At 70.1% G+C, this 24,214-nt stretch carries 21 protein-coding genes and 3 pseudogenes; 15 read left to right on the forward strand and 9 right to left on the reverse strand.

The genetic code is table 11. The annotated features are described in order from the left end of the window. The first annotated feature begins 113 nt into the window (after nucleotides 1–113). A complete protein-coding gene (locus ACFU95_RS12175) occupies nucleotides 114–2,510 on the forward strand; it encodes a cation-translocating P-type ATPase (RefSeq protein WP_383825579.1) in 2,397 nt (798 codons plus the stop codon). 21 nt (nucleotides 2,511–2,531) lie between these two features. Here the strand turns inward: ACFU95_RS12175 and ACFU95_RS12180 are convergent, their stop codons facing one another. Together ACFU95_RS12180 and ACFU95_RS12185 are read right to left on the reverse strand one after the other, a co-directional pair. Then, nucleotides 2,532–3,443 carry a hypothetical protein gene (locus ACFU95_RS12180; protein ID WP_383825582.1) on the reverse strand — a complete coding sequence of 304 codons (912 nt, stop codon included), beginning with the start codon at nucleotides 3,441–3,443 and terminating at the stop codon, nucleotides 2,532–2,534. Between the two features lie 205 nt (nucleotides 3,444–3,648). After that, nucleotides 3,649–4,428, reverse strand: coding sequence for a calcium-binding protein (locus tag ACFU95_RS12185; RefSeq protein WP_383825585.1), 780 nt, complete (start codon nucleotides 4,426–4,428; stop codon nucleotides 3,649–3,651). A 167-nt stretch (nucleotides 4,429–4,595) separates the two neighbouring features. Here ACFU95_RS12185 and ACFU95_RS12190 point away from each other — a divergent pair, with 167 nt between their 5' ends. Then, complete coding sequence (locus ACFU95_RS12190) at nucleotides 4,596–4,832, forward strand: hypothetical protein (protein ID WP_383825588.1); 237 nt, start codon at nucleotides 4,596–4,598, stop codon at nucleotides 4,830–4,832. Nucleotides 4,833–4,847: 15 nt separating this feature from the next. Here the strand turns inward: ACFU95_RS12190 and ACFU95_RS12195 are convergent, their stop codons facing one another. Beyond that, nucleotides 4,848–8,012: a sacsin N-terminal ATP-binding-like domain-containing protein gene (locus ACFU95_RS12195; RefSeq protein WP_383825590.1), complete on the reverse strand. Its 3,165-nt coding sequence runs from the start codon at nucleotides 8,010–8,012 to the stop codon at nucleotides 4,848–4,850. A 359-nt stretch (nucleotides 8,013–8,371) separates the two neighbouring features. Further along, complete coding sequence (locus tag ACFU95_RS12200; RefSeq protein ID WP_383825593.1) at nucleotides 8,372–11,008, reverse strand: FG-GAP-like repeat-containing protein; 2,637 nt, start codon at nucleotides 11,006–11,008, stop codon at nucleotides 8,372–8,374. A gap of 433 nt (nucleotides 11,009–11,441) precedes the next feature. Between ACFU95_RS12200 and ACFU95_RS12205 the strand changes: the two are divergent. Then, a pseudogene (locus tag ACFU95_RS12205) lies at nucleotides 11,442–11,657 on the forward strand (ATP-binding protein); the annotation flags it as partial. A gap of 81 nt (nucleotides 11,658–11,738) precedes the next feature. Here the strand turns inward: ACFU95_RS12205 and ACFU95_RS12210 are convergent. Next, a complete protein-coding gene (locus tag ACFU95_RS12210) occupies nucleotides 11,739–12,353 on the reverse strand; it encodes a TetR/AcrR family transcriptional regulator (protein WP_383825596.1) in 615 nt (204 codons plus the stop codon). Between the two features lie 102 nt (nucleotides 12,354–12,455). Here ACFU95_RS12210 and ACFU95_RS12215 point away from each other — a divergent pair, with 102 nt between their 5' ends. Both ACFU95_RS12215 and ACFU95_RS12220 read left to right on the forward strand, forming a co-directional pair. Next, nucleotides 12,456–13,637, forward strand: coding sequence for a cytochrome P450 (locus ACFU95_RS12215; RefSeq protein ID WP_383825599.1), 1,182 nt, complete (start codon nucleotides 12,456–12,458; stop codon nucleotides 13,635–13,637). Nucleotides 13,638–13,892: 255 nt separating this feature from the next. Further along, nucleotides 13,893–14,192: pseudogene (locus tag ACFU95_RS12220) on the forward strand (ATP-binding protein); the annotation flags it as partial. Here the strand turns inward: ACFU95_RS12220 and ACFU95_RS12225 are convergent. Next, nucleotides 14,173–14,382: a DUF397 domain-containing protein gene (locus ACFU95_RS12225; RefSeq protein WP_383825602.1), complete on the reverse strand. Its 210-nt coding sequence runs from the start codon at nucleotides 14,380–14,382 to the stop codon at nucleotides 14,173–14,175. The pseudogene ACFU95_RS12220 and the gene ACFU95_RS12225 overlap by 20 nt on opposite strands. Further along, nucleotides 14,379–15,254, reverse strand: a complete 876-nt coding sequence (locus ACFU95_RS12230; protein WP_383825605.1) for a helix-turn-helix domain-containing protein — start codon at nucleotides 15,252–15,254, stop codon at nucleotides 14,379–14,381. The genes ACFU95_RS12225 and ACFU95_RS12230 overlap by 4 nt, the downstream gene beginning before the upstream one ends. Nucleotides 15,255–15,409: 155 nt before the next feature. On the opposite strand from ACFU95_RS12230, the gene ACFU95_RS12235 reads away from it, so the two are divergent. From ACFU95_RS12235 to ACFU95_RS12250, 4 genes are all read left to right on the forward strand, one after another. Next, the gene (locus ACFU95_RS12235; RefSeq protein WP_383825608.1) at nucleotides 15,410–15,904 is read left to right on the forward strand and encodes an ATP-binding protein; all 495 of its coding nucleotides are present in this window, start codon (nucleotides 15,410–15,412) and stop codon (nucleotides 15,902–15,904) included. A gap of 257 nt (nucleotides 15,905–16,161) precedes the next feature. After that, nucleotides 16,162–16,959: a helix-turn-helix domain-containing protein gene (locus tag ACFU95_RS12240; RefSeq protein WP_383825653.1), complete on the forward strand. Its 798-nt coding sequence runs from the start codon at nucleotides 16,162–16,164 to the stop codon at nucleotides 16,957–16,959. Between the two features lie 52 nt (nucleotides 16,960–17,011). After that, entirely contained in the window at nucleotides 17,012–17,641 is a 630-nt protein-coding gene (locus tag ACFU95_RS12245; protein ID WP_383825611.1) for a Uma2 family endonuclease, read from the forward strand. A gap of 37 nt (nucleotides 17,642–17,678) precedes the next feature. Then, complete coding sequence (locus ACFU95_RS12250) at nucleotides 17,679–18,227, forward strand: Uma2 family endonuclease (protein ID WP_383825656.1); 549 nt, start codon at nucleotides 17,679–17,681, stop codon at nucleotides 18,225–18,227. A gap of 57 nt (nucleotides 18,228–18,284) precedes the next feature. Here ACFU95_RS12250 and ACFU95_RS12255 read toward each other — a convergent pair whose 3' ends face one another. Then, complete coding sequence (locus ACFU95_RS12255) at nucleotides 18,285–19,211, reverse strand: DUF3027 domain-containing protein (RefSeq protein WP_383825614.1); 927 nt, start codon at nucleotides 19,209–19,211, stop codon at nucleotides 18,285–18,287. 359 nt (nucleotides 19,212–19,570) lie between these two features. Between ACFU95_RS12255 and ACFU95_RS12260 the strand changes: the two genes are divergently transcribed. From ACFU95_RS12260 to ACFU95_RS12275, 4 genes are all read left to right on the forward strand, one after another. Continuing rightward, nucleotides 19,571–20,998, forward strand: a complete 1,428-nt coding sequence (locus ACFU95_RS12260; RefSeq protein WP_383825617.1) for an MFS transporter — start codon at nucleotides 19,571–19,573, stop codon at nucleotides 20,996–20,998. A gap of 93 nt (nucleotides 20,999–21,091) precedes the next feature. Further along, the gene (locus tag ACFU95_RS12265; protein ID WP_383825621.1) at nucleotides 21,092–21,589 is read left to right on the forward strand and encodes a DUF2771 domain-containing protein; all 498 of its coding nucleotides are present in this window, start codon (nucleotides 21,092–21,094) and stop codon (nucleotides 21,587–21,589) included. Then, on the forward strand, nucleotides 21,559–22,260 hold the full coding sequence (locus ACFU95_RS12270; RefSeq protein ID WP_383825624.1) for a futalosine hydrolase: 702 nt from the start codon (nucleotides 21,559–21,561) through the stop codon (nucleotides 22,258–22,260). Before ACFU95_RS12265 ends, ACFU95_RS12270 begins: the two co-directional genes overlap by 31 nt. Continuing rightward, nucleotides 22,250–23,110, forward strand: coding sequence for a 1,4-dihydroxy-6-naphthoate synthase (locus ACFU95_RS12275; protein WP_383825627.1), 861 nt, complete (start codon nucleotides 22,250–22,252; stop codon nucleotides 23,108–23,110). The genes ACFU95_RS12270 and ACFU95_RS12275 overlap by 11 nt, the downstream gene beginning before the upstream one ends. Nucleotides 23,111–23,188: 78 nt before the next feature. Here the strand turns inward: ACFU95_RS12275 and ACFU95_RS12280 are convergent, their stop codons facing one another. Then, nucleotides 23,189–23,572 (reverse strand): cold-shock protein, encoded by a 384-nt coding sequence (locus tag ACFU95_RS12280; RefSeq protein ID WP_383825630.1) that lies wholly within the window; start codon nucleotides 23,570–23,572, stop codon nucleotides 23,189–23,191. 165 nt (nucleotides 23,573–23,737) lie between these two features. Between ACFU95_RS12280 and ACFU95_RS12285 the strand changes: the two genes are divergently transcribed. Both ACFU95_RS12285 and ACFU95_RS12290 read left to right on the forward strand, forming a co-directional pair. Then, on the forward strand, nucleotides 23,738–23,989 hold the full coding sequence (locus ACFU95_RS12285) for a hypothetical protein (RefSeq protein WP_383825633.1): 252 nt from the start codon (nucleotides 23,738–23,740) through the stop codon (nucleotides 23,987–23,989). Nucleotides 23,990–24,029: 40 nt separating this feature from the next. Beyond that, nucleotides 24,030–24,214, forward strand: a pseudogene (locus tag ACFU95_RS12290) (IS5/IS1182 family transposase); the annotation flags it as partial.

Below are 24,214 nucleotides of genomic sequence, written 5' to 3' on the forward strand. Positions count from 1 at the left end.
GCACCACACGCCCTGGCCGCCCTACGACCCCGGTACGACACCCGTCCTCCCCAGGTCGGAACTTCCGTGCACTCGGCGGGTGAAGCCGTAAATCCGCACGTACCGTCGAATGCATGACGCATGCCGACGCGGGCACCGAAGTGGACCACCCCGTGCACCCCGCCACCGCCCCGGTGGCGACGGGCGGGCTGACCGCCGCCGAGGTGGCCGAGCGGGTCGCGCGGGGGCGGGTCAACGACGTGCCGGTGCGCAGCAGCCGGTCGATGGCCGACATCGTCCGCGCCAACGTCTTCACCCGGTTCAACGCGATCATCGGCGTGCTCTGGGTGATCATGCTGTTCGTCGCGCCGATCCAGGACAGCCTGTTCGGCTTCGTGATCCTCGCCAACACGGGCATCGGGATCATCCAGGAGTGGCGGGCCAAGAAGACCCTCGACTCGCTCGCCGTGATCGGCGAGGCCCGGCCCGCGGTGCGGCGGGACGGGGTCGCCGCCGAGGTCAGTACGTCCGAGATCGTGCTGGACGACCTGATAGAGATCGGGCCGGGGGACAAGGCCGTCGTGGACGGGGTGTGCGTCGAGGCCGACGGGCTGGAGATCGACGAGTCACTGCTCACCGGGGAGGCCGACCCGGTCGTCAAGCGCCCGGGGGATCAGGTGTTGTCCGGCAGTTTCGTCGTCGCCGGGGGCGGCGCCTTCCAGGCCACCAAGGTCGGGCGCGAGGCCTATGCCGCCCAGCTCGCCGAGGAGGCGTCCCGGTTCACGCTGGTCCACTCCGAGCTGCGCTCCGGCATCTCGACCATCCTCAAGTACGTGACGTGGATGATGATCCCGGCCGCGACCGGCCTGATCATCACCCAGCTGGTCGCCAAGGACAACGCGCTCGACGACTCGATCGCCCGCACCGTCGGCGGCATCGTGCCCATGGTCCCGGAGGGGCTCGTGCTCCTCACCTCCGTGGCCTTCGCCATCGGCGTCATCCGGCTCGGCCGACAGCAGTGCCTGGTGCAGGAACTCCCCGCCATCGAGGGCCTGGCCCGCGTCGACACCGTCTGCCTCGACAAGACCGGCACCCTCACCGAGGGCGGCATGGACGTCACCGAGCTACGGCCCCTGGGCGGCACCGACGAGGACTACGTCCGCAAGGTGCTGGGCGCCCTCGGCGAGTCCGACCCCCGTCCGAACGCCTCCCTGAAGGCCGTCATCGACGCCTACCCGGACGCCGAGGACTGGCGCTGCACCGAGTCCCTGCCCTTCTCCTCCGCCCGCAAGTACAGCGGCGCCACCTTCAGCGAGGGCAACGGCGAGGCCAGCACATGGCTGCTGGGCGCCCCCGACGTGCTCCTGCCCTTGGACGACCCGGCCCTGGCCGAAACCGATCGGCTGAACGAACAGGGCCTGCGCGTCCTGCTGCTCGCCCGCGCCGGCCGTGACCTCGACGATCCCGACGTGGCCGAGGGGGCCAAGCCCGCCGCCCTCGTCGTACTGGAACAGCGGCTGCGCCCCGACGCCGCCGACACCCTGCGCTACTTCGCCGAGCAGAAGGTCCGCGCCAAGGTGATCTCCGGGGACAACGCCGTGTCCGTGGGCGCGGTCGCGAACAAGCTCGGACTGACCGGTACGACGGTCGACGCGCGCCGGCTCCCCCAGGACAGGGACGGGATGGCGACTGCCCTCGACGACGGCACGGTGTTCGGGCGGGTCACCCCGCAGCAGAAGCGGGACATGGTGGGCGCGCTCCAGTCCCACGGGCACACCGTGGCCATGACGGGCGACGGCGTGAACGACGTCCTCGCCCTGAAGGACGCCGACATCGGCGTGGCGATGGGCTCGGGCTCGGAGGCGACCCGGGCGGTCGCGCAGATCGTGCTGCTCAACAACAGCTTCGCGACGCTGCCGTCGGTGGTCGCGGAGGGGCGGCGGGTGATCGGCAACATCACGCGGGTCGCGACGCTGTTCCTGGTGAAGACGGTCTACTCGGTGCTGCTGGCGCTGATGGTGGTGTGCACGCAGGTGGAGTACCCGTTCCTGCCACGCCATCTGACCCTGCTCTCCACCCTCACCATCGGCGTCCCGGCCTTCTTCCTGGCCCTCGCCCCCAACAGGGAACGCGCGAGGCCCCACTTCGTACGGCGGGTCATGCGGTACGCGATCCCGGGCGGGCTGGTGGCAGCGGTGGCGACGTTCGCCACCTACCTGATCGCCCGTCACCACTACACCGGCGCGGGCGCGTTGGACGCGGAGACCAGCGTCGCCACCCTGGCGCTCTTCCTGATCTCGATGTGGGTGCTGGCCATCATCGCCCGGCCGTACACCTGGTGGCGGATCGCGCTGGTCGCCGCGATGGGCCTCGGGTTCCTGCTGGTGCTGGTGGTGCCGTGGCTTCAGGAGTTCTTCGCGCTGCGGCTCGTCGGGGTGACGATGCCGTGGATCGCGGTGGGGATTGCCGGGGTGGCGGCGGTCGCCCTGGAGTTCACATGGAGGTGGGTCGACCGCCGTTTCCCTGCCTAGAGGGGAGGTGTCCGGCCGTGACTACTGCACGTCGACGAAGTCACCCGCGGCGCTGACCGACGGGGTCGTCGTCGTGCCGGCGAAGGTGTAGCGGAAGTAGCCGTCCTCGGTGGCCTTGACCGTGGTCTTCAGCTCACCCGTCGAGTTCGTCTTGATGGTCTTCACCGTGGTGTAGGTGTTGCTGTTCTTCTTGCGGAACTGGAGGTTCACCGGCTGGACCGTGTAGCCGTGGTACTTGTTGTCCTCCCAGTTGGCGCGGGAGAGCTTGCCGGTGACCGTGATGGTCTTGCCCTTCTTCACCGGCTCCGGCGAGGCGTTGACCGTCAGCTTGGAGAAGCGCTGCATCAGCGTGGAGCCGAGGCCGCTCTGGCTCTTGTAGCCGACCTTGGTGATGTCGAAGGTCTCGCCCTGCGGGTCCTGGCCGTTGAAGGCGGTGGCCTCCGCGGCGGCCCGCCACGTCCCGGCGTCCGCGTTGACCAGCTCGTGGTCACCCGGGTAGACGTCGATGGTGCCCTTGCAGTTCGCGGTGGTCTCGGAGGTCGCGGTGCACTTGGCCGCCTTGTTGCCGTAGAGCATGTTGTCCGGCGAGGTGGCGGAACCCCGGTAGATGATGGGGTCGGTGACGAAGTCGGCGGCGTTGATCTTGACCTCCGCCCCGTGGGTCAGCGTGTACGTCACCGTGGTGGAGACGTGGTTGGTCGTGCCGACCTTGACCGCCTTGGCGATCTTGAAGTTGGAGAAGGAGACGTTCAGGGCGTACGGCTTGCCCTCCTCGGCGGCGGCCCTGCCGGACGCGGCGAGCGCTGCCTGGCGGATCTTCGCGACGTCCGCGCGGTAGGAGGCGGCGGAGTCGTCGGCCTGGGCGGCCGGCACGGCGAGGGCGGAGAGGGCCAGGGCGCCGGAGACGGCGGCCACGGTGGCTCTGATGCGCATGCGTTCCCCTGGTACGGAAAGGGGGCCCCGCTGGTCTTGGTTCCCTGCACTGCTGGTCACATCGGGGCCCGGGTGATCGTGGGACCTGTTGGTCCATGTGATCAGATAGGCGACGGGCGTTGCCGGTTGTGCGGTGCGGGCGAAATCTTAGTGAGCTGCGTCACGAAACCCCGTCTGTGGCCGGGAGTTCGTGACGCGGGCGCGACTACTGCACGTCGACGAAGTCACCCGCGGCGCTGACCGCCGGGGTGGTCGAGGTACCCGCGAAGGAGTAGCGGAAGTAGCCGTCGACGGACGCGGTGACCGTGGTCTTCAGGTCACCGGTGGAGCTCGTCTTGATGGTCTTGACGGTGGTGTAGGTGGTGGCGCTCTTCTTGCGGAACTGGAGCTTCACCGGCTGGGTGGAGTAGCCGTTGTACGTGCCGCGGTCCCAGTTGGCACGGGTCAGCTTGCCGGTGACCGTGATGGTCTTGCCCTTCTTCACGGGCTCCGGGGAGGCGTTGACCGTCAGCTTGGAGAGGCGCTGCACGTTGAAGCTCTTGGCGTTGTCCTTCTGGACGTAGTCGGCGTCGTTGCCCGCCGCGATCGCCCAGACCTTCCAGCCGCCGGCCACGCTGTTGATCAGGTTGGCGCCCGGCTCCAGGTCGAAGCTGGACTTGCAGTTCGACGTCGTCGCGCTGACCACCGTGCAGGTGGCGCGGCCGTCGCTGCTGTTGGCGACGGCGCCGGAGTCCGAGCTGTCGATGTTCGCACCGTGGTACAGGATCGCCTGGGCCCAGTCGACGCCCGAGCTGTCCTTCACGGTGAAGGAGACGGTGATGGTCTTCTTCGCGGTCGAACCGACGACCGCCGCCTTGCCACCGTTCACCACGACGTTCGAGATGGTCGTGTCGCCCTCGACCTCGTCGGCCTGGGCGGCCGGCATGGCAAGAGCGGAAAGGGCCAGGGCGCCGGTGACGACGCCGAGGGTGGCACGCATGCGCATGTGTTGTTCCCCACGTGGAGTGATCAGAGGGTCTGTTGACCCGCGTGATCAGATTCGCGAGGCGTGCGAATGGTTGTACGACTCGTGAGAAATTCGTGCGGGAAATTTCAAGATCGGTGGGATCCTCGACGGGCCCCGCCGATCCGCGCAGCCCGGAAAGCAATGCCGTGACCGTTTACTTCCTCATCGTCCGCTATCTCAAGGACGATGACTGGCCCGATTCGACCACCGACGTCACCGAGGTCGGCGGGGAGGCGTTCGGCGAACTCCTGGGGGAGCCACCGGACCAGCTGGTCCACGTCTATCCGCTGACGCGGGAGCACGCCGAGCGCGTCCGGCAGCTGACCGGGATCACGCTCGACCTGGAGAGGTACGACTACTTCCTGGAGACCGAGGCGGACTGACGGCTCACGGGATCGTCAGTCGAACCAGCGGTCCCGCGCCAGCTCCGCCGTCCGCGACGGATCCTCCAGCAACGCCGCCACCTCGAACCGCCGCGGCCACTGCCCCGCCGCCCAGGCGAGCCCGGCCGCGACACCCTCCAGCGTGGCGGCGTGCAGGGCGCCGTCGGCGGTCAGCCGCCAGTCGATCTCCACACCGTCCACGACGAGTTCCTCGTGCTCGACGTACGACTGCGGGGTCCGCGCCCCGAGCAGCACCCGCACCGACTCCGGTACGTCGTGCTCGGCGCCCTCGCTCGTCACCTCCCCGGTGACGGACTCGCTCAGCCGCCGCACCTGGAACAGCTCGGCCAGCTCGGCGGCCCGCGAAGGCCGCACCGGCAGCAGCGGCACACCCCCCGTGAACGGCAGCAGGTCCGGCGAGTCGACGACCACCGCGTCCGCCGCGTCCACGACCTCGACGCGCCCGTCGATGACGGCCCGCAGCTCGTCCGGCAGGGTCACCTGCTCGGGGTCCAGATCGGCCAGGGCGCTGTACAGGGCGTGCAGTTGGCCGGAGGTGACGGAGCGGTCGGGGTCGGCGAGGCGGTCGAGGAGTTCGGCGGCGCCGCCCGGCTCGTCGAGCAGCGCGGCGACGGAGGTGCGCACCCCGAGCGCCCGCAGCACCTGCTCGTCGTCGAAGCCGGTGGCGTCGGCCTCGTCGTACAGCCCGCGCAGGAGCGGGTCACCGCCGGAGGCGAGCAGCCCCGCCGGGCGGCGGCCGTCCAGCACCGGGTTCCCCCGCAGCCACCAGGCCGTGTACGGCCGTACGACCTCGTGCGTGCCGTCCGGCAGCAGGATCCGCATCTGCTGGGTCAGCGCGTCCCGCAGGGGCGGCTGGGCGAGCAGGGCGAGGGCCTGCGGCCACTTGTCCTCGTCCACCAGGTCCAGGTCGCGTACGGCGATCAGCTCGGTGGCGACCGGCGGTACGGGGGTATCGGGGAAGCGGTCGAGGATGTCCTCGCTCCAGACGTCGACGGCGTCCAGCAGACCGGCGTCGTCGGGCTCGGCGAAGTCGCCCTCGCGTGGCTCCAGTTCATCGGGGTCGAGGACGACGTCCGTGGCCCGGACGAGGGCGAAGTTGGCGAGGACTCCGCAGGCGGCGAGCGGCTGTTCGCCCCACTTGTCCGCCAACTCGGCGTCCACGGTGGCGAGTTCGTCCTCCCGCATGACCTGGTGGAAGGGGCTTCCGCGGAGGACCAGTTCACCGGCCGGAACCAGTTCCCCCTCCTCGTCGGGCAGGGCGAGCGCGCCGAGCCACGGCTCGTCCCCGGGCTCCAGGTTCGCGTCCCGCACCAGCGCGAGCACGGTGTCGGCCAGTTCCTCGGCGTCCGGGACGTCCTCCTCCCAGTTCACCCCGCCGTCGTCGTCCAGGGAGGCGGCGACGGCGGCGCGCACCTGGGGCGTGGTGAGGACCGCGCGGGGCGTGGCCGGCAGGGCGCCGAGCTTCTCCAGGAGCGGGTGCGCGGCGTCCGGGTGGGCGACCTTGAGGCCGAGGCGGGCGAGGATCTCGGGGTCGACGGGCGCGCCGTCGGAGGTGGGGAGCAGGACCTGCCGCGGCCCGATGGTGGTGCGCCCGTCGGCCAGCGGCACCGGCAGCCCGGACAGGCGGTCCGGGTCGACCCCGGCGAGGCTGTCGTAGAGCCGCCGCCACCAGTCCGGATCCTTCTCCAGCCCGGCCAGCCGGTCGACGGCGTCGGTGAGCGGGACGCGGGCGACGCCCAGGGTCCGCAGCTCCACCCGGCGTTCGAGCCCGGCGGGCAGGAGGGTGGGCAGCACCTCGGCCAGCACCCGCACGGTGTCGGCACCGGCGCCCTCGACGACCTCGGCGTCACGGGGGCGCAGGGACTCGGGCAGCCCGGAGTCGTCCTCGTGCGCTTCGTCCACCGGCTGGGACAGGCCCTGGTGGGCGGGCGGCAGGAAGGAGGTGCGGGGCAGCCGCTCCAGGACGGCCTGGCGCAGGGCGCCGTCCAGTTCGCCCTTGGCGAGCGGGCCGGGCACGAGGCCGATGACGCCCTCGCTCACGGGACGCCAGTCGGCGAGCAGTTCGGCGTACGCGTCCGCCGCCCGCTGCACGAGGAAGTCGGTCAGCGGGCCGGGGGCGGCGTGGCGGCGGGTGGTGTCGAGCGGGAAGGAGGCGATGAGGAGGGCGGGGACGCCGAGAGGCTCGTCGCTGGGCGTGGGCGCGTGCACGACGGGGGCGGTGCGGGGCCGCGCGGGCGTGCTGTCGGCGGCGTTGACGGGCACGGCCCAGGTGAGCGACCAGTGAGGGCGCAGGCGCTCCTCCACCGGGCGGTCGGCGAGCAGGTCGGGGGTGAGCGGGCCGCCCGCGGCGGACGTACGCCAGTGGGTGACGCCCTCGACGCCGTCGCGGGAGTCCTCCACGACCGTGAAGGGGCCGTCGGTGCGGCGGCGCAGCGTGCGCGGCTCGTCGTCATTCACCTCGATCACGACCTCCTCAAGCCCGGGCAGGGCGAGGAGGAGGGCGTCGTCGACGGTGTGCAGCAGCCGCTCGGCGAGGTCGGCGGCCGCGGTGTCGCGCAGCGGGAGGATGACGGCGGTGTCGTACGGGTCCGGGGCGGTGCCCTCGGCGGCGAACGGCAGCCGGAGCACGGGCACGTGGCCGTCCCGGCGCCTGATCTCGTCCCCCAGCCCCGGGCTGTGCCGCGCGGTGTCCCGGGCCAGCTCCCGGGCCTCGGCCAGGGACCACCGGACACCGCCGTGCCGCCCGACCACGGCGGGCTCGTCGGTGACGGAGACGACGGCGGCGAACCCGACGCCGAAGCGCCCCACGGAGGCCGTGGAAGCCGCGTCCCGCTTGGCCGAGGCGCGCAGGGTGGACAGCGACTCGACGCCGCCCGCGTCGAGCGGGGCACCCGTGTTGGCGGCGACGAGAACACCGTCCCGGAGGGTGAGCCGGAGCCTCCCGGCCACCCCGGCCCGCGCCGCGGCGTCGGCGGCGTTCTGGGCGAGCTCGACGACGAGCCGGTCCCGGTACCCGCCGAGGACGAGGTCCTCCTCGGCGTTGGCGTCCTCCCGGAACCGGGCGGGGCTGGTCGCCCAGGCGTCCAGGACACCGCGCCGCAGCCGGGCCGTACCGAAGGGGTCGGCGCCTTCGGCCGCGGGCCGCACGAACTTGCTCACGTTGACTCTCCTCATCGCCGTCGCGATGAAGGTACCGCGCGAGAGAGCGATGGCGTCCCGCCCACCCTGCCGCGGTCCGAGCCGCCAGGTGGACGGCCGACCGGGTGGCCGCCGGGTGAGGGCAGCGGATCGCTCCGGTGGGGTGGTGGCCGCTCTGCCCGGCAGGCGGGCAGCGGCGGTGCGCGGCCAGGTCGCCGGGCGGAGTTCGCATCGCTCCGGCCGTCGGCTCACAGCCGCCCCATCCGCGAGCCGACGGCCCAAGACGTCCTGCGCGTGCGCGGCAGGGCGGAGGACACCCTCAGTGGTGCGACCTGGCAGCCGGGGCCGGCGTGGTCGCCGAAGGCTGCCAGGCCGCACCCTCACCCCTGCGGGGGCTCTGCGGGCTCGCCCCCCGATCCGTCGGGCGGCGGGGTGTTGCCGCCGCGGTTCAGCCAGGCGCGGACCGCGCCGCCTTCGTAGACGACGAGATAGTCGGCCTTGCCGTCGCCGCTGATGTCCGCGAACTGCACGTACTTGCGCGGGTACCGGGAGGCGTTCGCCCAGTGGTACACGGCCTTGAAACTGCCGTTGCCCCCGCCGCCGCGGTTGAGGAAGGCGTGTACATCCCCTTCGGCGCCCACCTGGAGGTAGTCCGCCTGGCCGTCCCCGTCACCGTCGGCGAACCGGACGGCCGCCAGGGACGAACCCCGGGTACCACCGGCCCAGTTCAGCCACAGTGGCCAGGAGCCGGCCTGCGGATCGTCGCTCACGTCGGGGGCGGTGGGGTCCCACTGGTTTCGGTAGACGTGGACCGCGCCCTCGGCGCCGACCCGCAGGATGTCGTCACGCCCGTCTCCGGTCACATCCGCGAAACGGAGGTTGTCCCGGCTGAAGGACTCCTCACGGAACACGACCCCGAAGGAAACGAAGTCGAGTGCGCCGCCGGCTCCGGCCCTGTTGAGATAGGCCCGGATCTCGCTGTCCGGGCTGACGACGAGGTAGTCGTCGCGGCCGTCTCCGTCGAGGTCGGCGAAGCGCACCTGCTCTCCGGGGACCGTGCCCGCCGGCTTGTACACGCCCACGTCCACCCAGTCAGGCTGCCCGGGTGTGCCGACCATGTTGACCGACGCGCGGAAGCTGCCGTCCTGCCGGACCTGGAGGTAGTCGGCCCGCCGGTCGCCGTCCAGCTCGGTGATCACGGTGCGGCCCGGGGCGCCGCCGTAGCCGGGCGCGATCACACCCAGCTTGCGCCACCCCTCGCCCAGAGCCGTTTCGCCGGATCCGACGCCGGAGTCCGCCGGATCGCAGTCACCTGGGCCCTTCTCCGGCAGTGGGTCCTTGATCCAGCCCTTGTCGGCCGCCTCCACCACACCCTCGTACCAGGCGTCGGCCATCTTGGCGTAGCCCGCGTCCGTGGGGTGGGCGTCGTTCTCCAGCCCGTCGCTGACCGGCACCCGGTCCATGTCGACCAGGAGCACGTGCTTGCCCTCTTCCCGCAGGTCCTTCACCACGCCGGGGAGAGCCGCGTTGTAGGCGTCGATACGCGGCTGGAGCCCTGCCTTGGCCGTCGGGATGAGCTGTGCTGCCAGCACCGTGGCCGCCGGGGAGTCCGCGAGCACCTGGTTGATCAGCTTCTTGAGCCGGGTGGGCGCGGAAGGGAGTTGGTATTCCTGGTTCATGTCATTGGTGCCGGCGTGCAGGGTGATGACGTTGGGCTGGTAACGCTCCACGCTGCAGTCGGCGAAGACCGCGATCTCGTCGATCCGGTCGCCGGGGTGTCCCTCGTTGTCCGGGTCGCTCATGCTGCCCGCCCGCACAGATCCCACGAAGTCGACGTTCCTCGCGGTCCTGCTCAGGTGGTCGTACAGCTCGTCGCGGAAGCCGTTGCGGTCGGAGCTCGCCTCGCCCCAGGTGATGGAGTCACCGAGCGGCATCAGGCGGATGTCACGCTTGCGCAGCGCGGAGCCGTCGGGATCCGTGCCTCCGGGCGGTTCCTCGATGTCCTCGAAGCGCCAGGCGTACGACTCCTTCCTCATCTGCAACGCCGGGTACCTCTCCCCCGGCTCGTCTCGCGGCCCGGCGGTCAGTGCCTCATCGGCGTCAGGACTGATCAGCTTCCCGTTGGAGAACGACCAGTCGGAACTCTGGTCCAGCACGTCACACGACGCGAATTTGATGGCGGCACCGAAACCGTCCGAATCGCGGCCGAGGCAGTCGTCCCCCATTTTCAGCTTGTACGTGCTTGGCCGCCTGCTGTAGAGGACCGTGACCGCATAGCCCTCTTCCCAGTACGACGGGACCAGGCGCGGAAATACCGGCGACCCGGCCACTCTTGCCATGACACGGTCCGGCCAGTCGTCGTGAGTGGAGTGGAGCCGGTACGTGTAGCCGGGACTCGGGTCGCCGCACTGCGAATCCTCGGCGAGTGCGGCCGCCCGCGCCGGGGGCCTCGGAAGGAGACAGCCCGCGGCGAAGACGAGGGCGTAGCGGACGAACCAGTGATCAGAATTGAGTCCGCGGCGGCTGACACGGAAATTGCCCTGGCGCAGGTTGCTGGTGAACATCCAGTCGAGCCTCCCACCCCCCTCATGGGTCGGATCGTCCGCACGGACCATGGTGCGCTGCAAGTCCGCATGCATCGCATCAGGGTCCCGGTTGAAGTCGGCCAAGACCATCCAGTCCCTGTTCGGCGCGTTCATCAGCATCCAGTGGCGCGCCCGGTCGATGATTTCCTCGGAGTCATTGGGGCTGCCACCGTTCGAGGAGGCATGGGCGGTGAAATACCAGACCCCGCGGATCTCCACACCCAACATCGGCCGGTTGCCTCCGGGGGCGTGGTTCACCGGCAGCAGCACCGCATCCGTGGCGTGATGCCGCGTCACGAACGCCAGACCGTTGCGCTGCTGGCCCGTGCCGGCCCAGTAGATCTGAACAGGGTTGGGACGGGAATTGTCGCCCTCATGGGTTCCCATGTCCCAGATGAATTCGTCAACCAGCCCCGGGGGGCGGTCGGGCATGATCCGTTCGCTCAGAACTGCTGATAGCGGCGGATGGTTACCCGCCTCCTGCAATGCCAGAATCTGTACGCCATCGCCATCGGGATCTGCGCCTGCGCCGACCCTCGGACTGAACCGCCTCTGGATAGCGGTCCGCCATCGGTTCTCCCGCTCCGCGCCCTCTCCGATGTTCGCTCCCCGCATGTTCCACGAGCCGAGCACCAGATCGTCGGGAACGGCTGCCACCGCCGGCGGGGACGACGACACCGCTGTCAGGAGGGTCGCCACGATCGCCCCGACCATGAAGGCCGATAATCGCCGGTGCCATCCGAGCGTGCGGGTCATCGCATCTCCCTCGCAGTCAACGCTTCACTCCTCGCGAGCACCGTTCCGGGCCGCGTCGGACTTCCACGGGCGAGGGACGCACCGAGCGGAAGCACGGTTCCGGCAGGCATTCCAGGTGCTGACCGAACGCGAGGAGAAGAACAGCGTCGCCATCGCCTCTAACGAATCGTTTGGCGGGTGGACCAGGACGTTCACCGATCCGCGGCTCTGCGCGGCCATCGTCGACCGCCTCACGTTCGGCGGGAACATCATCGAGACCGGCACCGACTCCTACCGGCTCGCCGGCGCCCGGGCCACCCGGGCGCAGAGCGCAGCCTCAGGCTGACCCGTCCGAGCCTCAAAAACCGGCCAGAGACTGCGTTCACCGCTATCCGTGCCACGACCGAGTGCGCGTGCGCTTGACACGCTAAGCCGGGCGGGGGAGCGAGTTGAGGCCGTCGATCGCGATGTCGGTGGCCCTTTGAACGGCTTTGTAGGTCTGCTCCGGCCGGTTGCCCCGCTTTTGGCATGCGGCGACGACGACCTTGATCGCCCCGACCAGCGATCCCACCGCCGCGGCGGCCTCGACGAGGTCCAGCTCGGGGCAAGCCAGGTGGAGCGCTTCGGTCAGCTGTAGCTGGATGTCGAACAGCAGGTGCAGTTCGCGCGCCTGAAGCGCCGGGACCGACGCGATCAGCCGGGTCCGAACTGGGCCGACCTTCCGCGCCAACTCCGAGTCCGTGTCCGCGAAAACACTCTGGTCGATGACGCGCCGCATCAGATCGGCCACCGGCTCGCCGGGCTGCCGTTCTCCGATGATCTCGACCGCGCGCTCCAGCCGCGACCTGTCGTCGAAGAAGACGATGTCGTCCTTGCTGTCGAAGTAGCTGAAGAAAGTCCGTGTCGCGATGTCTGCGGAGGCCGCGATCTCCGCCACGGTTGTCTGCTCGTAACCCTTCTCGGCGAACAATCGCAGGGCGCCTTCGATGAGCGCTTGCCTCGTGCGCATCTTCTTCCGCTGGCGCAGCCCGGGGTCGCTCATCACAACAGCACCTTACCGCATGCGATGTAATTTTGCATTCATTGACGTTTTGCATCAAGTGCTGTTTTATCGGGGAGGTCCGTACCGACCGAGGAGCGGCCCATGGAGAGCACGTCCCCGGCAGTAGTCATGCCCACGGCCCGCCAGAACCCGTTCGATCCGCCCGAGGAACCGCGCCGCCGGCAGGGGCTCGGCCCAATCCATCGGATGACCTACGTCGACGGTGGTCAGGGGTGGTTGGTGACCGGCTACGCCGCAGCGCGGGCGATCCTGGCAGATCCCCGATTCAGCGTCCGCCCGGACCACATGCGCTCACCGATTGCCCAGCCGGCGACGGCGCCCGTGCCGCCGGGATTCTTCCTCCGCATGGACCCGCCCGAGCACGACCACTATCGGCGGTTGCTCACCGGTGACTTCACGGTGCGCCGGATAGAGCTCCTCGAACCGGAGATCGAAGCGATCGTCGATGACCAGTTGAACGCGATGGAGCTCGCCGGGGGCCCGGCCGACCTGTCCAAGGCATTCGCGCTGCCGATCCCGTCACAAGTGATCGGCGAACTGCTCGGGGTGCCCTACTCCGACAGGCAGGGGTTCCAGCGGAACGCCGCCACGCTCTTGAACGTCGACCTCACACCGGAACGCCGGCATGAGGCGGTCAGGGAGCTCATGGCATATCTACGGGACCTGCTGCGCCACAAGCGTTGCTGGCCAGAGGAAGATGTGCTCAGCGGGCTCGCTGCGCACGAGGGACTTACTGCGGACGAGAGGGCCGGACTGGCGCTCCTGCTCCTGATCGCCGGGCATGAGACGACGACGAACATGCTTGCGCTGGGCACTTTCGCTCTGCTGGCCAACCCCGCACAGTTAGCCGAGGTCCGCGGCAAGGAGGAAGACGCCCCTGCAGTGGTCGAGGAGCTGCTGCGTTACCTCACGGTCATCCATCACGTGGTCCGCGTCGCGCTCGAGGACATCGAGCTCCACGGCTGCCTGATCAAGGCCGGCGAGTCCGTCACCGTCGCACTTTCCGCGGCGAACCGGGACGCTGACCATTTCACCGACCCGGACGCACTTGACCTCACCCGCTCCACGGCCGGACACCTCGCGTTCGGTCACGGCCTCCACCAGTGCCTCGGGCAGCGACTGGCCCGCGCCGAAATGCGCATCGCCCTCCCCGCACTGCTTCGCCGCTTCCCGGCACTACGTCTCACTGTCGCGCCCGAGGAAGTGCCCCTGCGGTCGGCCATGACGGTCTACGGCGTGCATGAACTTCCGGTCACCTGGTAGGCAGATCAAGGTCGAGAAGAACGACGTGTGCTCGGCGACTTGCAGCGCGACGTCTGTGAGTTTGAGCAATGCCCCTTCACTGCCGGCTCCCCACCGCCATCCGGCCCTTCAAGCACCGCCCGCATCGGACCACGATCGTCTGGATCAAACTCACCCAGGCGCACGGCATGGATCAGTTGCGGCCTCCGGTGTTGTCACTTCTCATCGACACCTTCAGATAGGCGTCGTTCGCCCGCCGACGCACCATGCCCGGGACGGACAACTTCCAGCACCGGCGGCACCCTGGTGATGCCCATGACCGTCCTGGTCGAGGAGTACTGGCGCGAGATCAGCACGGGCCTGGCCCACCATGCCATTCCGGTACGCCACTTCGTCCTCCACGCCGACCAGGAAACCCTGCGCGGACGCATCGCGGGCGACACCGTACTCGGCCCCAACTCCCCGTTCCGTCTCAAGTACCTGGAGCCCTACGCCGAGGCGGCCCGCACATGGCTGCACGCCGAGGCCGAGGCCGCCCGGCAGATCGCGGAGGCGGTCACTGGGACGCGTACGTGACGAAGGCGGACCATGCCTGCGGGGCGAGGGCGAGACGGGGGCTGGAGTCGCGGTACTTGGAGTCGCGGACGTGGATGGTGGCGGGGGTGGGGGCGACTTCGATGCAGGACTCGCCGTTGGTGCCACCGCTGTAGCTGCTCTTGAACCACGCCAGTTCGGAGGCGTCCCTGGTGGGGGCCTTGCGGATCATGTCTCTCCCAGCAGTTGCTCAATGAAGGTCAGCGACTCCCGTGGCGGGAGAGCCTGCGCCCGGATAATCCCATATTGCAGCTCGATGATGCGCAGCTGTTTTGGTTCGGTGGTGGGCCGCCCATTGAACAGTCCGTCTGCGCGGGCCACTGCTGTCCCGTCCGAGAACTTCAGCAGCTCGATCCTTCCGTCCAGCCCCGGATGCGGCTCGGTGTTGGTCGGCATGACCTGAAGCGTGACGCTGTTCAACCGCCCTACCTCCAGCAGACGTTCGAGCTGCCGTCGCCAAACCATTGTGCCCCCAACCTGGCGCCGCAGCGGGGCCTCTTCCAGCACGAAATGAATCGACGGAGCCGGATCCCGCTCGAACACCGACTGCCGGGCCAGACGCGCAGCCACCATGCGGTCCACATCATCCGGCGAGTAGGGCGGCTGCGCTGCCCCGATCACAGCCCGCGCATGCTCGGGCGTCTGCAACAACCCAGCAATGATGTTGCACTCGTACACGCCGATCTCGACCGCCTGCGCCTCCAGCTTCCCCAGCTCCCGCACCTTCTTCGGGTACCGGACCCTCTTCACGTCCTCCCACGTCGCCGAGATCAACCCCCCGGCTCCCAACACCTCATCGGCCTTGTCCAGGTACTCCTCCCGGGGAATCCTCTTCCCGCCCTCGATCTTGTAGACGAGGTCCTCCCCGTACCCGACCGCCATCCCGAAGTCGGCGGCCCGCATCCCCACCGCCTCCCGCCGCAGCTTCAACTGCCGCCCCACGGTCGCGATGACCGCGACGCCCCACTCGTCGTCCGGATCCACCTCCCAACCCGGCTCGTCCGCCTCGCTCTTGAGCCGACCCGTGTCCACCTCGACCGACATCCGTACCCCTCCGTTCGTGCCACCGCGATGCAGCAGCGCCCTACCCGCAAGCCCGTCCCGACAGCCTGGACACCACCGGACAAGCTCCGGACAGTCACTCGACGCACCCGCAGAGTCACTGTTCACAGTAAGCACGCCCGACCACGCTGAGTGACGTGAACCAAGAAGCCGCCACCCCCACGCCGCCACCCGCCCAACTCGACAACCCCATCCGCAACTTCAGCGTCCAGCTGTCCCCCAGCCCACGCGGCGCCCGCCTCGCCCGCCTCCTCGCCACCGAACAACTCCGCAGCTGGGGCCTGTCGTTGGACCCGGCGAAGCACATCGTGGCGGAACTGGCAGCCAACGCCGCCGTCCACGCCCGCGTCCCCGGCAGGGACTTCCTCCTGCTCCTCTACGTCGTCGCCGACACCCTCCGCATCGAGGTCACGGACACCTGCGGCGACGTCCTCCCACACCCCCAACACGTGCCCCCGGAGGCCGAGTCGGGCCGTGGGCTGCTGCTGGTGGAGGCGTTCGCGGACCGTTGGGGATTCTCCGAGGGCCCCGCGCCACGCAAGACGGTGTGGGCCGAAATCACCGTGCCACCGACGTCCAGAAATCCATGCTGCGGTGCCACGGGCGATCCCCTCAAAGAAACACGAGGTTGAAAGAACCCCACCAAACCCCACCCCTCCCTCCCGCACGCAGCGCAAACTCACCCTCTCGGGTGAACATCCCCAACTCGGCTGGATTCGGGACAGGTTGCCGGGCTTACGCTCGCCGCAGCACCACCGCAGATATGCCCCAGACATACGACGGCCCTCGCAGGGACTGGCATCCCATTGCGAGGGCCTGACCACCAAGGAAGTCAGACCTTCCCGATGGACACCAAAACCCTAGCGCGCCCACGCCCGCCCAGTCCCGTATCGCGGGCAAAAACCACCCCCACGCGGGCGGCCTGGTCCACGACCACACCCGCCACACCACCCGCTTCACGGTGATCGGCAACCACCTCGCCCAGCACGCCTCCCTCTCGGGACTCGCGATCGGCCTGGGCGTCTGCATCCAGTCGCTCCCCTCCGGCGCCCGCGTCGACATCAAGACCCTCGCCGCCCGCTTCCCTGAGGGCACGACCCGTATCGCCGCCGCCTTACGCGAGCTGGAGACCCACGGCTACCTGCGCCGCGAGCGCCAACGCACCCCCACCGGCCGCATCGTCACCCGCACGATCTCCTGCAACCAGCCCGGCAGCAGCCGCGCCGAGGACCACCCGACCCCAGCGCGGAAGAAGCGAACTCCCGCGCCCCGAAAGCCCCTGCCCGCCGTACCGAAGCCCGCCTACCCGGCCCCGCCCCTCCTCCAGACGGCCACCGACCTCCTCGCCGGCCTCCGCCACCACGACCCCCGCCTCCTGCTCAGCGAGCGCGACACCGCCCACCTGGCCCCCGGCGTCGCCGCCTGGCTCGAACGGGACGTCACCCCCACAGCCGTACGCCACACCCTGACCACCGACCTGCCGACCGAGCGCTTGTGCCGCCCGGCAGCCCTACTGGCCCACCGCCTCACCACCCAGCTACCGCCCCCACCCCCGTTCCGCGCCCCGGCCCCACCGTCGCCCGTCCGCCACCCCCTCCAGACCTGCGAAGCCTGCGACCGCGCCTTCCGCTCACCCGCCCCCGGCCACTGCCGCGACTGCCGATCCGAACTCCTGGAGGCCGCCTAGCATGAAAGCGACGATCCTTGCCCCTGGGCACAGACCACGAGGAGCGAGCGCCATGACCATCGCCCCGGACAACGCGCGACAGGGTGCTTCCCACCTGTACCGAGCCATGCGCGACTTCGTGGAGTCCACGGACGGCACCCTCCCCGGCAAGTTCGAGATCACCAAAGAAGGGATCGTTCACGACATGATGTCGCCAGGAGGACCCCATGAGGTAACGGCGGCACACGTCAGCCGCCGCCTGGAGACCCTCATGCCGGATGACTTGCTGGCGCACAACGGCACACCCGATGTGGAGCATGAGCCTGAGGGCATCATGCGCCACCCTGATGTCATGGTGATCGCGTGGACCGACCTGAACGTCCAGGGATCCATCGACCCCCGAACCGTCATCGCGGCCGTCGAGGTCGTGTCCCGCTCCAACCCGGACAACGACTGGGTGAGCAAGATGCGGGACTACCCCCTGATCGGCATCCCCGTCTACGCCATCTTCGACCCTCGCACCGGCACCGGCGCCGTCCTCACCGACATCCACTCCACCCCGACAGGCCCCCGCTACGCGACCCGCAAGGACTTCGTGTACGGCGAGGACGTCACCATCGCGGACTGGACGATCTCGACCGAGAACCTGCCCCGGTACAAGGCCGAAGACGCGGGCGACGCCGGCGGGCAGCCGACGTCCTGAACCCGAGGAAGCCGTGACCGCCGAACTTCCCGACTGGATGGTCCCGCCCAGGCCGAGCGGCTGGGAAGCGGACGACCTCGGCCACCTCCCCCAGACACCCCGGCACACCGAACTCATCGACGGAGCCCTGATCTTCAGGATGTCGCCGCGGCGGTCCTGGAACTCCCGGCTGGTGGAGAACCTCACCTTCGCCCTACGGCAGACAGCCCCGGCAGGATTCGAGACCGAGCGCGAGATGACCGTCCGGCTCGACAAGAAGAGCCGCCCGGAGCCCGACATCCTGGTCACCACCGCCGCGTACGACCCCGACCGCACCTGGTACGCACCCGCCGACGTCGCCCTGGTCATCGAGGTCGTCTCTGAGGAGTCGGCGGACCGCGACCGGTCCCTGAAGCCCTTCAAGTACGCGCAGGCCAGGATCCCCCACTTCTGGCGCGTCGAGGACGAGGGCGGCGTCCCCACCGTCCACACCTACGAACTCGACACCATGACCGGCGCGTACGTGGCCACCGGAATTCACCGTGACCGCCTGACGGCCGCCGTCCCCTTCCCGGCCGACATCGACCTCAAGAACCTCGTGCCCTGACCCTGACCCTGACCGGGCCGGGCCGACAGGCCGTCGCCGCGTGCCACGAGTGGCGTACTACGAGTGCCCCAGCTCCGCCGAGTCCTCGTCCGCCCCCACCGAGACCGACCCCGAGTCGGCCGCCGGCCGCAGCGGGAACGGGTCCACCCGGGTCTCGTCGATCACCGGCGGAGCCGGACGCGGCGGCGCGGGCATCACCGCGGCCTCGGAGTGGCCGCCGCAGCCGTACGTCAAAGACACCACCCGGCCGTCCGCCGGGGCGAACTCGTTCGCGCAGACGCCGAAGGCCTGGCCCAGGGAGCCGCCGATGGGGGCCAGGAAGCCGCAGGTGACGCAGGAGGCCGGGGCCGCCTGGGCCATGGGGGTCTTGGCGCCGTAGGACTCCTCCCAGCGGTCCGCGGCGACGTGGAGGCCGTAGCGGGACAGGACGCGGGCGCGGCGCATGCCCAGTTCCTCGGCGACGGAGGCGATCGAGCCGCGGGAGGGCGCGACGGAGAGGTTCGCGGGGACGCCGGCTGTGACCTCCGCGTCCTCCGCCTCCACCAGCTCCGCCATCTCGTGCGAGACGGCCGAGTCCGGCAGCGGCTCGTCCTCGCCGGAGTAGCCGGGCTCCAGGCGCAGGTCCTCGGCGTCCGTGGGGAGCAGGTCGCCCGGCCCCATGTCGCCGGGGCGCAGCCGCTCGCTCCAGGGCACCCACTCGGGGGCGAGGAGGGCGTCCGGTCCGGGGAGCAGGACCACCTCGTCCAGCGTGACGACCTTCGCGCGGGACGCCCGCGCCACCGTCACCGCCCAGCGCCAGCCCCGGTACCCGAGTTCCTTGCACTCGAAGTAGTGCGTGACAACGCGGTCGCCCTCGGACAGCAGGCCCGCGTGCTCACCCACCACGCCTGGCGCGGCGGCCTCCTCGGCGGCGCTGCGGGCGAGGTCGACGGCCTCGGCGCACAGACGGTCGGGGGTGCGGCTTCGCGTTGTCGCTGCGCTCACAGGTATCGCTTCTCTCCTACGCCGTCTCTCGGGTGCGGCTGCCTGAAGGCGGTGGAGCAGAACGGAGCGGACCTGTGGGCCGCGTCGACGTCCGCATCCGAATCGCGCTCGGGCGCACCTACGTCATCCATTGTGCGGGATGGCTGAGATACGCACGCTACCTGCTCGCGGGCGCTGGGCCTACACCGACGGTCCATTCACCGCCGCGCGGCGGTGGCGGAACCCTGCCTCAACCCCGTCTCAACCCTGCCTCAACCCCTGCCGCAGAGCCGATGGCAGCCCTGCGCGGATCTGAGACCTTGCCCTCCATACGCGCCGTAACCGCACTACCCGCCCCCACTTCGGGGCACTATTGCGTCGTGGCAACCGCGAAGCAGCCCGGAGGAGCCACCGGCATCGGTGGTGCCAAGGGCGGCCGCAAACGAAGCGGCGGAACGGGCCGGAGGCGCGGCTCCTTCCGCACGGTCGGCCGTGCCCTGCACTTCCCGTTCAGCGGAACCGCCCGCGGCATCCGCAAGGCCACCCACGCGCACGGGGCGGGCGAGTCCGGCCTCGGCAAGCTGATCGAACTGCACGGGGTGAACGGCGCCGGCGACATGATGATCACCGTCGCTCTCGCCTCCACCGTCTTCTTCTCCGTCCCCACCGACGAGGCGCGCGGCCGGGTCGCCCTCTACCTCGGCATCACCATGGCGCCGTTCACCGTCCTCGCGCCGGTGATCGGCCCGCTCCTCGACCGCCTGCCCCATGGCCGGCGCGCCGCGATGGCCGGGGCCATGTTCGCCCGGGCGATGCTCGCGCTGGTCCTGTCCGGGGCGGTCGTCACGGGCAGTATCGAGCTCTATCCGGCCGCGCTCGGGGTGCTGGTCGCCTCGAAGGCCTACGGCGTCGTCAGAAGCGCCGTGGTGCCCCGACTGCTGCCACCCCGCTTCTCCCTGGTGAAGGCCAATTCCCGGGTCACCCTGGGCGGCCTCCTCGCCACCGGCATCGCCGCGCCCGTCGGCGCGGGCCTCCAGGCGCTCGGGCCGCGCTATCCGCTGTACGGCGCCTTTGTGATCTTCATCGCCGGGACGTTCCTGTCCTTCACCCTGCCGTCGAAGGTCGACTCGGCCAAGGGCGAGGACACCGCGCTGCTGGCGGCCGACGAGCAGCATCTGCACGGGCCGCACCGCCAGCCCGTCAAACGCCCCGGGCTGCGCACGGTCGGCATCGCGGTCACCCACGCCCTCGGCGCCAACGCCTCCATCCGCTGCCTGACCGGCTTCCTGATCTTCTTCCTCGCGTTCCTGCTGCGCGAGCACCCGATGTCCGGCCAGAGCGCGGCCGTGTCGCTGGGCATAGTGGCCGTCTCGGCCGGGGTCGGGAACGCGTGCGGTACGGCGGTCGGCGCGTGGCTGCGATCCCGGGCGCCCGAGATCATCATCGTGACGGTCGTGGGCTTCGTGCTGCTCGCGGCGCTCACGGCGGCGATCTTCTTCGGCGCGATCCTGGTGGCGTTCCTCGCGGCGACCGCCGGGTTCGCGCAGGCGCTGGCCAAGCTGTCCCTGGACGCGCTGATCCAGCGGGACGTGCCCGAACTGGTCCGTACGTCGGCCTTCGCGCGCTCCGAGACGCTGCTGCAGGTGTCCTGGGTGCTCGGCGGGGCGATCGGCATCGTGCTGCCGCTGAAGGGCTCCCTGGGCCTGCTGGTGGGCGCGGGGATCGTCGCCATCGGCTGGCTGACCACCATCAAGGGCCTGATCGGCTCGGCACGGCACGGCGGCCACAGCCGGCCCCGGGTGGCCTGACGGCGACGTGACGCGCGCGTGCCCCCCACATGCCGCCCGGCACGCCGCCCCCCACATGGAGAGAGCGTCACACGGGCCCGATAATCTTCGCCCATGACCACGCTGCCCCGCGGCGAAGCCGCTGATGTAAACCGCGCTGTGCGACGCCGCCGCGCGCTCGCCGCCGCCGGCGCCGTTTCCGCCGGACTGCTCGCCCTGACGGCCTGTGACAAGCCGACGCCGCTGGCGACGGTCACCGTCGGCACCTCCTCGGTCCACTCGGAGGCCACCTGTGGTGGTGAGGGCGAGGCCCTGAAGGCCGCCGACCTGGCCGGCTGCCTGAAGGACAAGGGCATCGAGTCCATCAAGGTGGACCCGGACGACACCGTCCGCTTCGGTGTCGACCCGGAGATCGCCGACGAGGGCTGGACCATCCTCATGAACGGCCAGCCGCTCACCGACTCCAGCACGAAGACCTACCGCACCGTCCCGGGCAGCGTGTTCTTCAACGCCCAGTACGGCGCCAGCGGCGACTCGACGCTGGTCTCCATCAAGGAGGGCGAGCAGGACGTGACGGGCCTGTGGTCCTTCAAGCTCAAGAAGGACAGCTGACCACGTCCGCCGTACGACTCCTGGTGGCCACCGCCGTCCCGGCTGAGCGGGACGCGGTGGCACAGGCGCTCGACCTGCCCGGCGTGGACGTGATCGCCGTCGGCGTGGGCCCCGCCCGGGCCGCCGCCGCCACCGCCACGGCCCTCACCCGGGCCGCCCTCGAAGGCGCCCCCTACGGCCTGGCCGTGTCCGCGGGCATCGCGGGCGGCTTCGCCCCGCACGCCCCCGTCGGCTCCCTCGTCGTCGCCGACGAGATCACGGCCGCCGACCTGGGCGCGGAGACCCCCGACGGCTTCCTGCCCGTCACCGAGCTGGGCTTCGGCACCGTCACCCACCGTCCGCCGGAAACACTCGTACGAGACGTCGTGTCGGCCACCGGCGCCCGCCCCGGCGCCGTCCTGACCGTCTCCACCGTGACCGGCACCGCCGTGCGCGCCGCGCGGCTGCGGGAGCGCCACCCCACCGCCCTGGCCGAGGCCATGGAGGGCTTCGGTGTCGCCGAGGCCGCCGCCGCGCACGGCACGCCCGTGCTGGAGCTGCGCGCCGTCTCCAACCCCGTCGGCCCGCGCGACCGCGCCGCCTGGCGCATCGGCGACGCCCTGGCGGCCCTCACCGGGGCCTTCGGGAAGCTCGCACCCGTCCTGGAAGGTTGGCACCCGCATGACCGGTGAGCAGCAGCGGCAGACCGTGCGGATCGCGTACTCCCCCTGCCCGAACGACACCTTCGTCTTCGACGCCCTCGCCCATGACCGCGTCCCCGGCGCGCCCACGCTCGACGTCACCTTCGCGGACATCGACATCACCAACGGCATGGCCGAGCGCGGCGAGTTCGACGTGCTGAAGGTGTCGTACGCCGTCCTGCCGTACGTCCTCGACGAGTACGCCCTGCTGCCCTGCGGCGGTGCGCTGGGCCGGGGGTGCGGCCCGCTGGTGCTGACGCGGGAGGAGGGGGTGGACCTGACGGGCCGTACGGTCGCGGTGCCCAGCGAGAGGTCGACGGCGTATCTCCTCTTCCGCCTCTGGGCGGCGGACACACTGCCCGACGGCGTCGGCGAGATCGTCGTGATGCCGTTCCACGAGATCATGCCCGCCGTGCGGGACGGGAAGGTCGACGCGGGGCTCGTCATCCACGAGGCGCGCTTCACGTACCAGAACTACGGCCTGCACAAGCTCGCCGACATGGGCGAGCACTGGGAGGCCACGACGGGTCTGCCCATCCCGCTGGGCGCGATCATCGCGAAGCGGTCGCTGGGCGCACCGAAGTTGCTGCTCCTGGCCGACTCGATCCGCACCTCGGTGCGGGCCGCCTGGGACGACCCCGAGGCGTCGCGTCCGTATGTCATGGAGCACGCCCAGGAGATGGACCCGTCCGTCGCGGACCAGCACATCGGCCTGTACGTCAACGAGTTCACGTCCGACCTCGGCGAGGACGGCTATGCGGCCGTACGCGGACTGCTCACACGCGCGGCGGCCGAGGGGCTGGTTCCGCCCCTCGGCCCGATGGCGTTGGATTTCCCGTAAGTTCGCGAAGCCCGCGAAGTTCTCTGGAGTCCGTAGAGTCCGCCGAGTCCGTTAAGTCCGGTAACTCCGCGGAATTGCCTATACGTCGAGCTGGTCGGCGACCGCCCGCAGCAGCCCGGCGATCTTCTTGCCGGCGACCTTGTCGGGGTAGCGGCCCCGCTCCAGCATCGGCGTGATGTTCTCCAGGAGGGTCGTCAGATCCTGGACGATGGAGGCCAGTTCGTCCGGCTTCTTTCGCTGGGCGGCCGCGACCGAGGGGGTCGGGTCGAGAATCGCGACCGAAAGCGCCTGGTCACCGCGCTGACCGGCGACCACTCCGAACTCCACTCGCTGTCCCGGCTTGAGTGTGTCTACTCCGGCGGGGAGGACCGAGGAATGAACGAAGACGTCACCGCCGTCGTCGCGGGAGAGAAAGCCGAAGCCCTTCTCGCTGTTGAACCACTTGACCTTGCCGGTAGGCACGTCTGTCCTCGTCCTCGTACTCGTCGGAAAACTGCTTCTGAAAACGGCTCTTGATAGCACTACAGCGGGTCGACCATGACCCGCCGCTACCAAGGCTAATGCTCCCGGAGCCGGTGACAAGACGTCGCCCGGTTGTTCCTTCGCGCAGGGAACTACCCTGGTCCGGTGCGTGACAAAACCCAAACGAATTCCGCCGCTCCCGGTGACCGACTGATCCGTGCCGGTGCGGTCGTGTTCTTCATCGGTGCTGTGGCCACTCTGGTCACCGTGGCCCCGTTCCTTCTCGGTACGACGCCATTTCCCACATACATGTTCGGACTGAGCATGCTCATGGGCGTCGGATTCCTCGTCGCCGGTGCGGGGGTGCTCCGCTCGGTCGCCGCGGGGCGGCGCCAGGCGCGCGGCGCGGGCGGCTAAAGCGCGTTGCAGAAGGCCGTGATCTGGGCATTTCCCTTGTATGCGTGGGGTGTTGAGGGCTGAGCCGTTGTGGGTGGAGACGTTCACGGGGCTACGCATGACGCAGTTCGAGCGGCTGCTGAAGGCGGTCCGGGAGCGGGGTGGCGATGGGCCGCGGATCGGACGGCCGTGGTGTCTGCCGCTTGCCGACCGGGTGCTGGTGGTAGCGGTCTACTACCGCACGAA

Origin of the sequence: Streptomyces sp. NPDC057623 (assembly GCF_042800355.1) — a bacterium.
GTDB lineage: Bacteria > Actinomycetota > Actinomycetes > Streptomycetales > Streptomycetaceae > Streptomyces.

What these genes read in the sequence shown, in the direction of transcription:
- ACFU95_RS12180 (WP_383825582.1), bottom strand. Translation starts at nt 3,443, where the DNA reads ATGCGCATCAGAGCCACCGTGGCCGCCGTCTCCGGCGCCCTGGCCCTC.
- ACFU95_RS12210 (WP_383825596.1), bottom strand. Translation starts at nt 12,353, where the DNA reads ATGAGCGACCCCGGGCTGCGCCAGCGGAAGAAGATGCGCACGAGGCAA.
- ACFU95_RS12230 (WP_383825605.1), bottom strand. Translation starts at nt 15,254, where the DNA reads ATGTCGGTCGAGGTGGACACGGGTCGGCTCAAGAGCGAGGCGGACGAG.
- ACFU95_RS12275 (WP_383825627.1), top strand. Translation starts at nt 22,250, where the DNA reads ATGACCGGTGAGCAGCAGCGGCAGACCGTGCGGATCGCGTACTCCCCC.
- ACFU95_RS12225 (WP_383825602.1), bottom strand. Translation starts at nt 14,382, where the DNA reads ATGATCCGCAAGGCCCCCACCAGGGACGCCTCCGAACTGGCGTGGTTC.
- ACFU95_RS12245 (WP_383825611.1), top strand. Translation starts at nt 17,012, where the DNA reads ATGACCATCGCCCCGGACAACGCGCGACAGGGTGCTTCCCACCTGTAC.
- ACFU95_RS12215 (WP_383825599.1), top strand. Translation starts at nt 12,456, where the DNA reads ATGGAGAGCACGTCCCCGGCAGTAGTCATGCCCACGGCCCGCCAGAAC.
- ACFU95_RS12265 (WP_383825621.1), top strand. Translation starts at nt 21,092, where the DNA reads ATGACCACGCTGCCCCGCGGCGAAGCCGCTGATGTAAACCGCGCTGTG.
- ACFU95_RS12175 (WP_383825579.1), top strand. Translation starts at nt 114, where the DNA reads ATGACGCATGCCGACGCGGGCACCGAAGTGGACCACCCCGTGCACCCC.
- ACFU95_RS12185 (WP_383825585.1), bottom strand. Translation starts at nt 4,428, where the DNA reads ATGCGCATGCGTGCCACCCTCGGCGTCGTCACCGGCGCCCTGGCCCTT.
- ACFU95_RS12250 (WP_383825656.1), top strand. Translation starts at nt 17,679, where the DNA reads ATGGTCCCGCCCAGGCCGAGCGGCTGGGAAGCGGACGACCTCGGCCAC.
- ACFU95_RS12200 (WP_383825593.1), bottom strand. Translation starts at nt 11,008, where the DNA reads ATGCCCGACCGCCCCCCGGGGCTGGTTGACGAATTCATCTGGGACATG.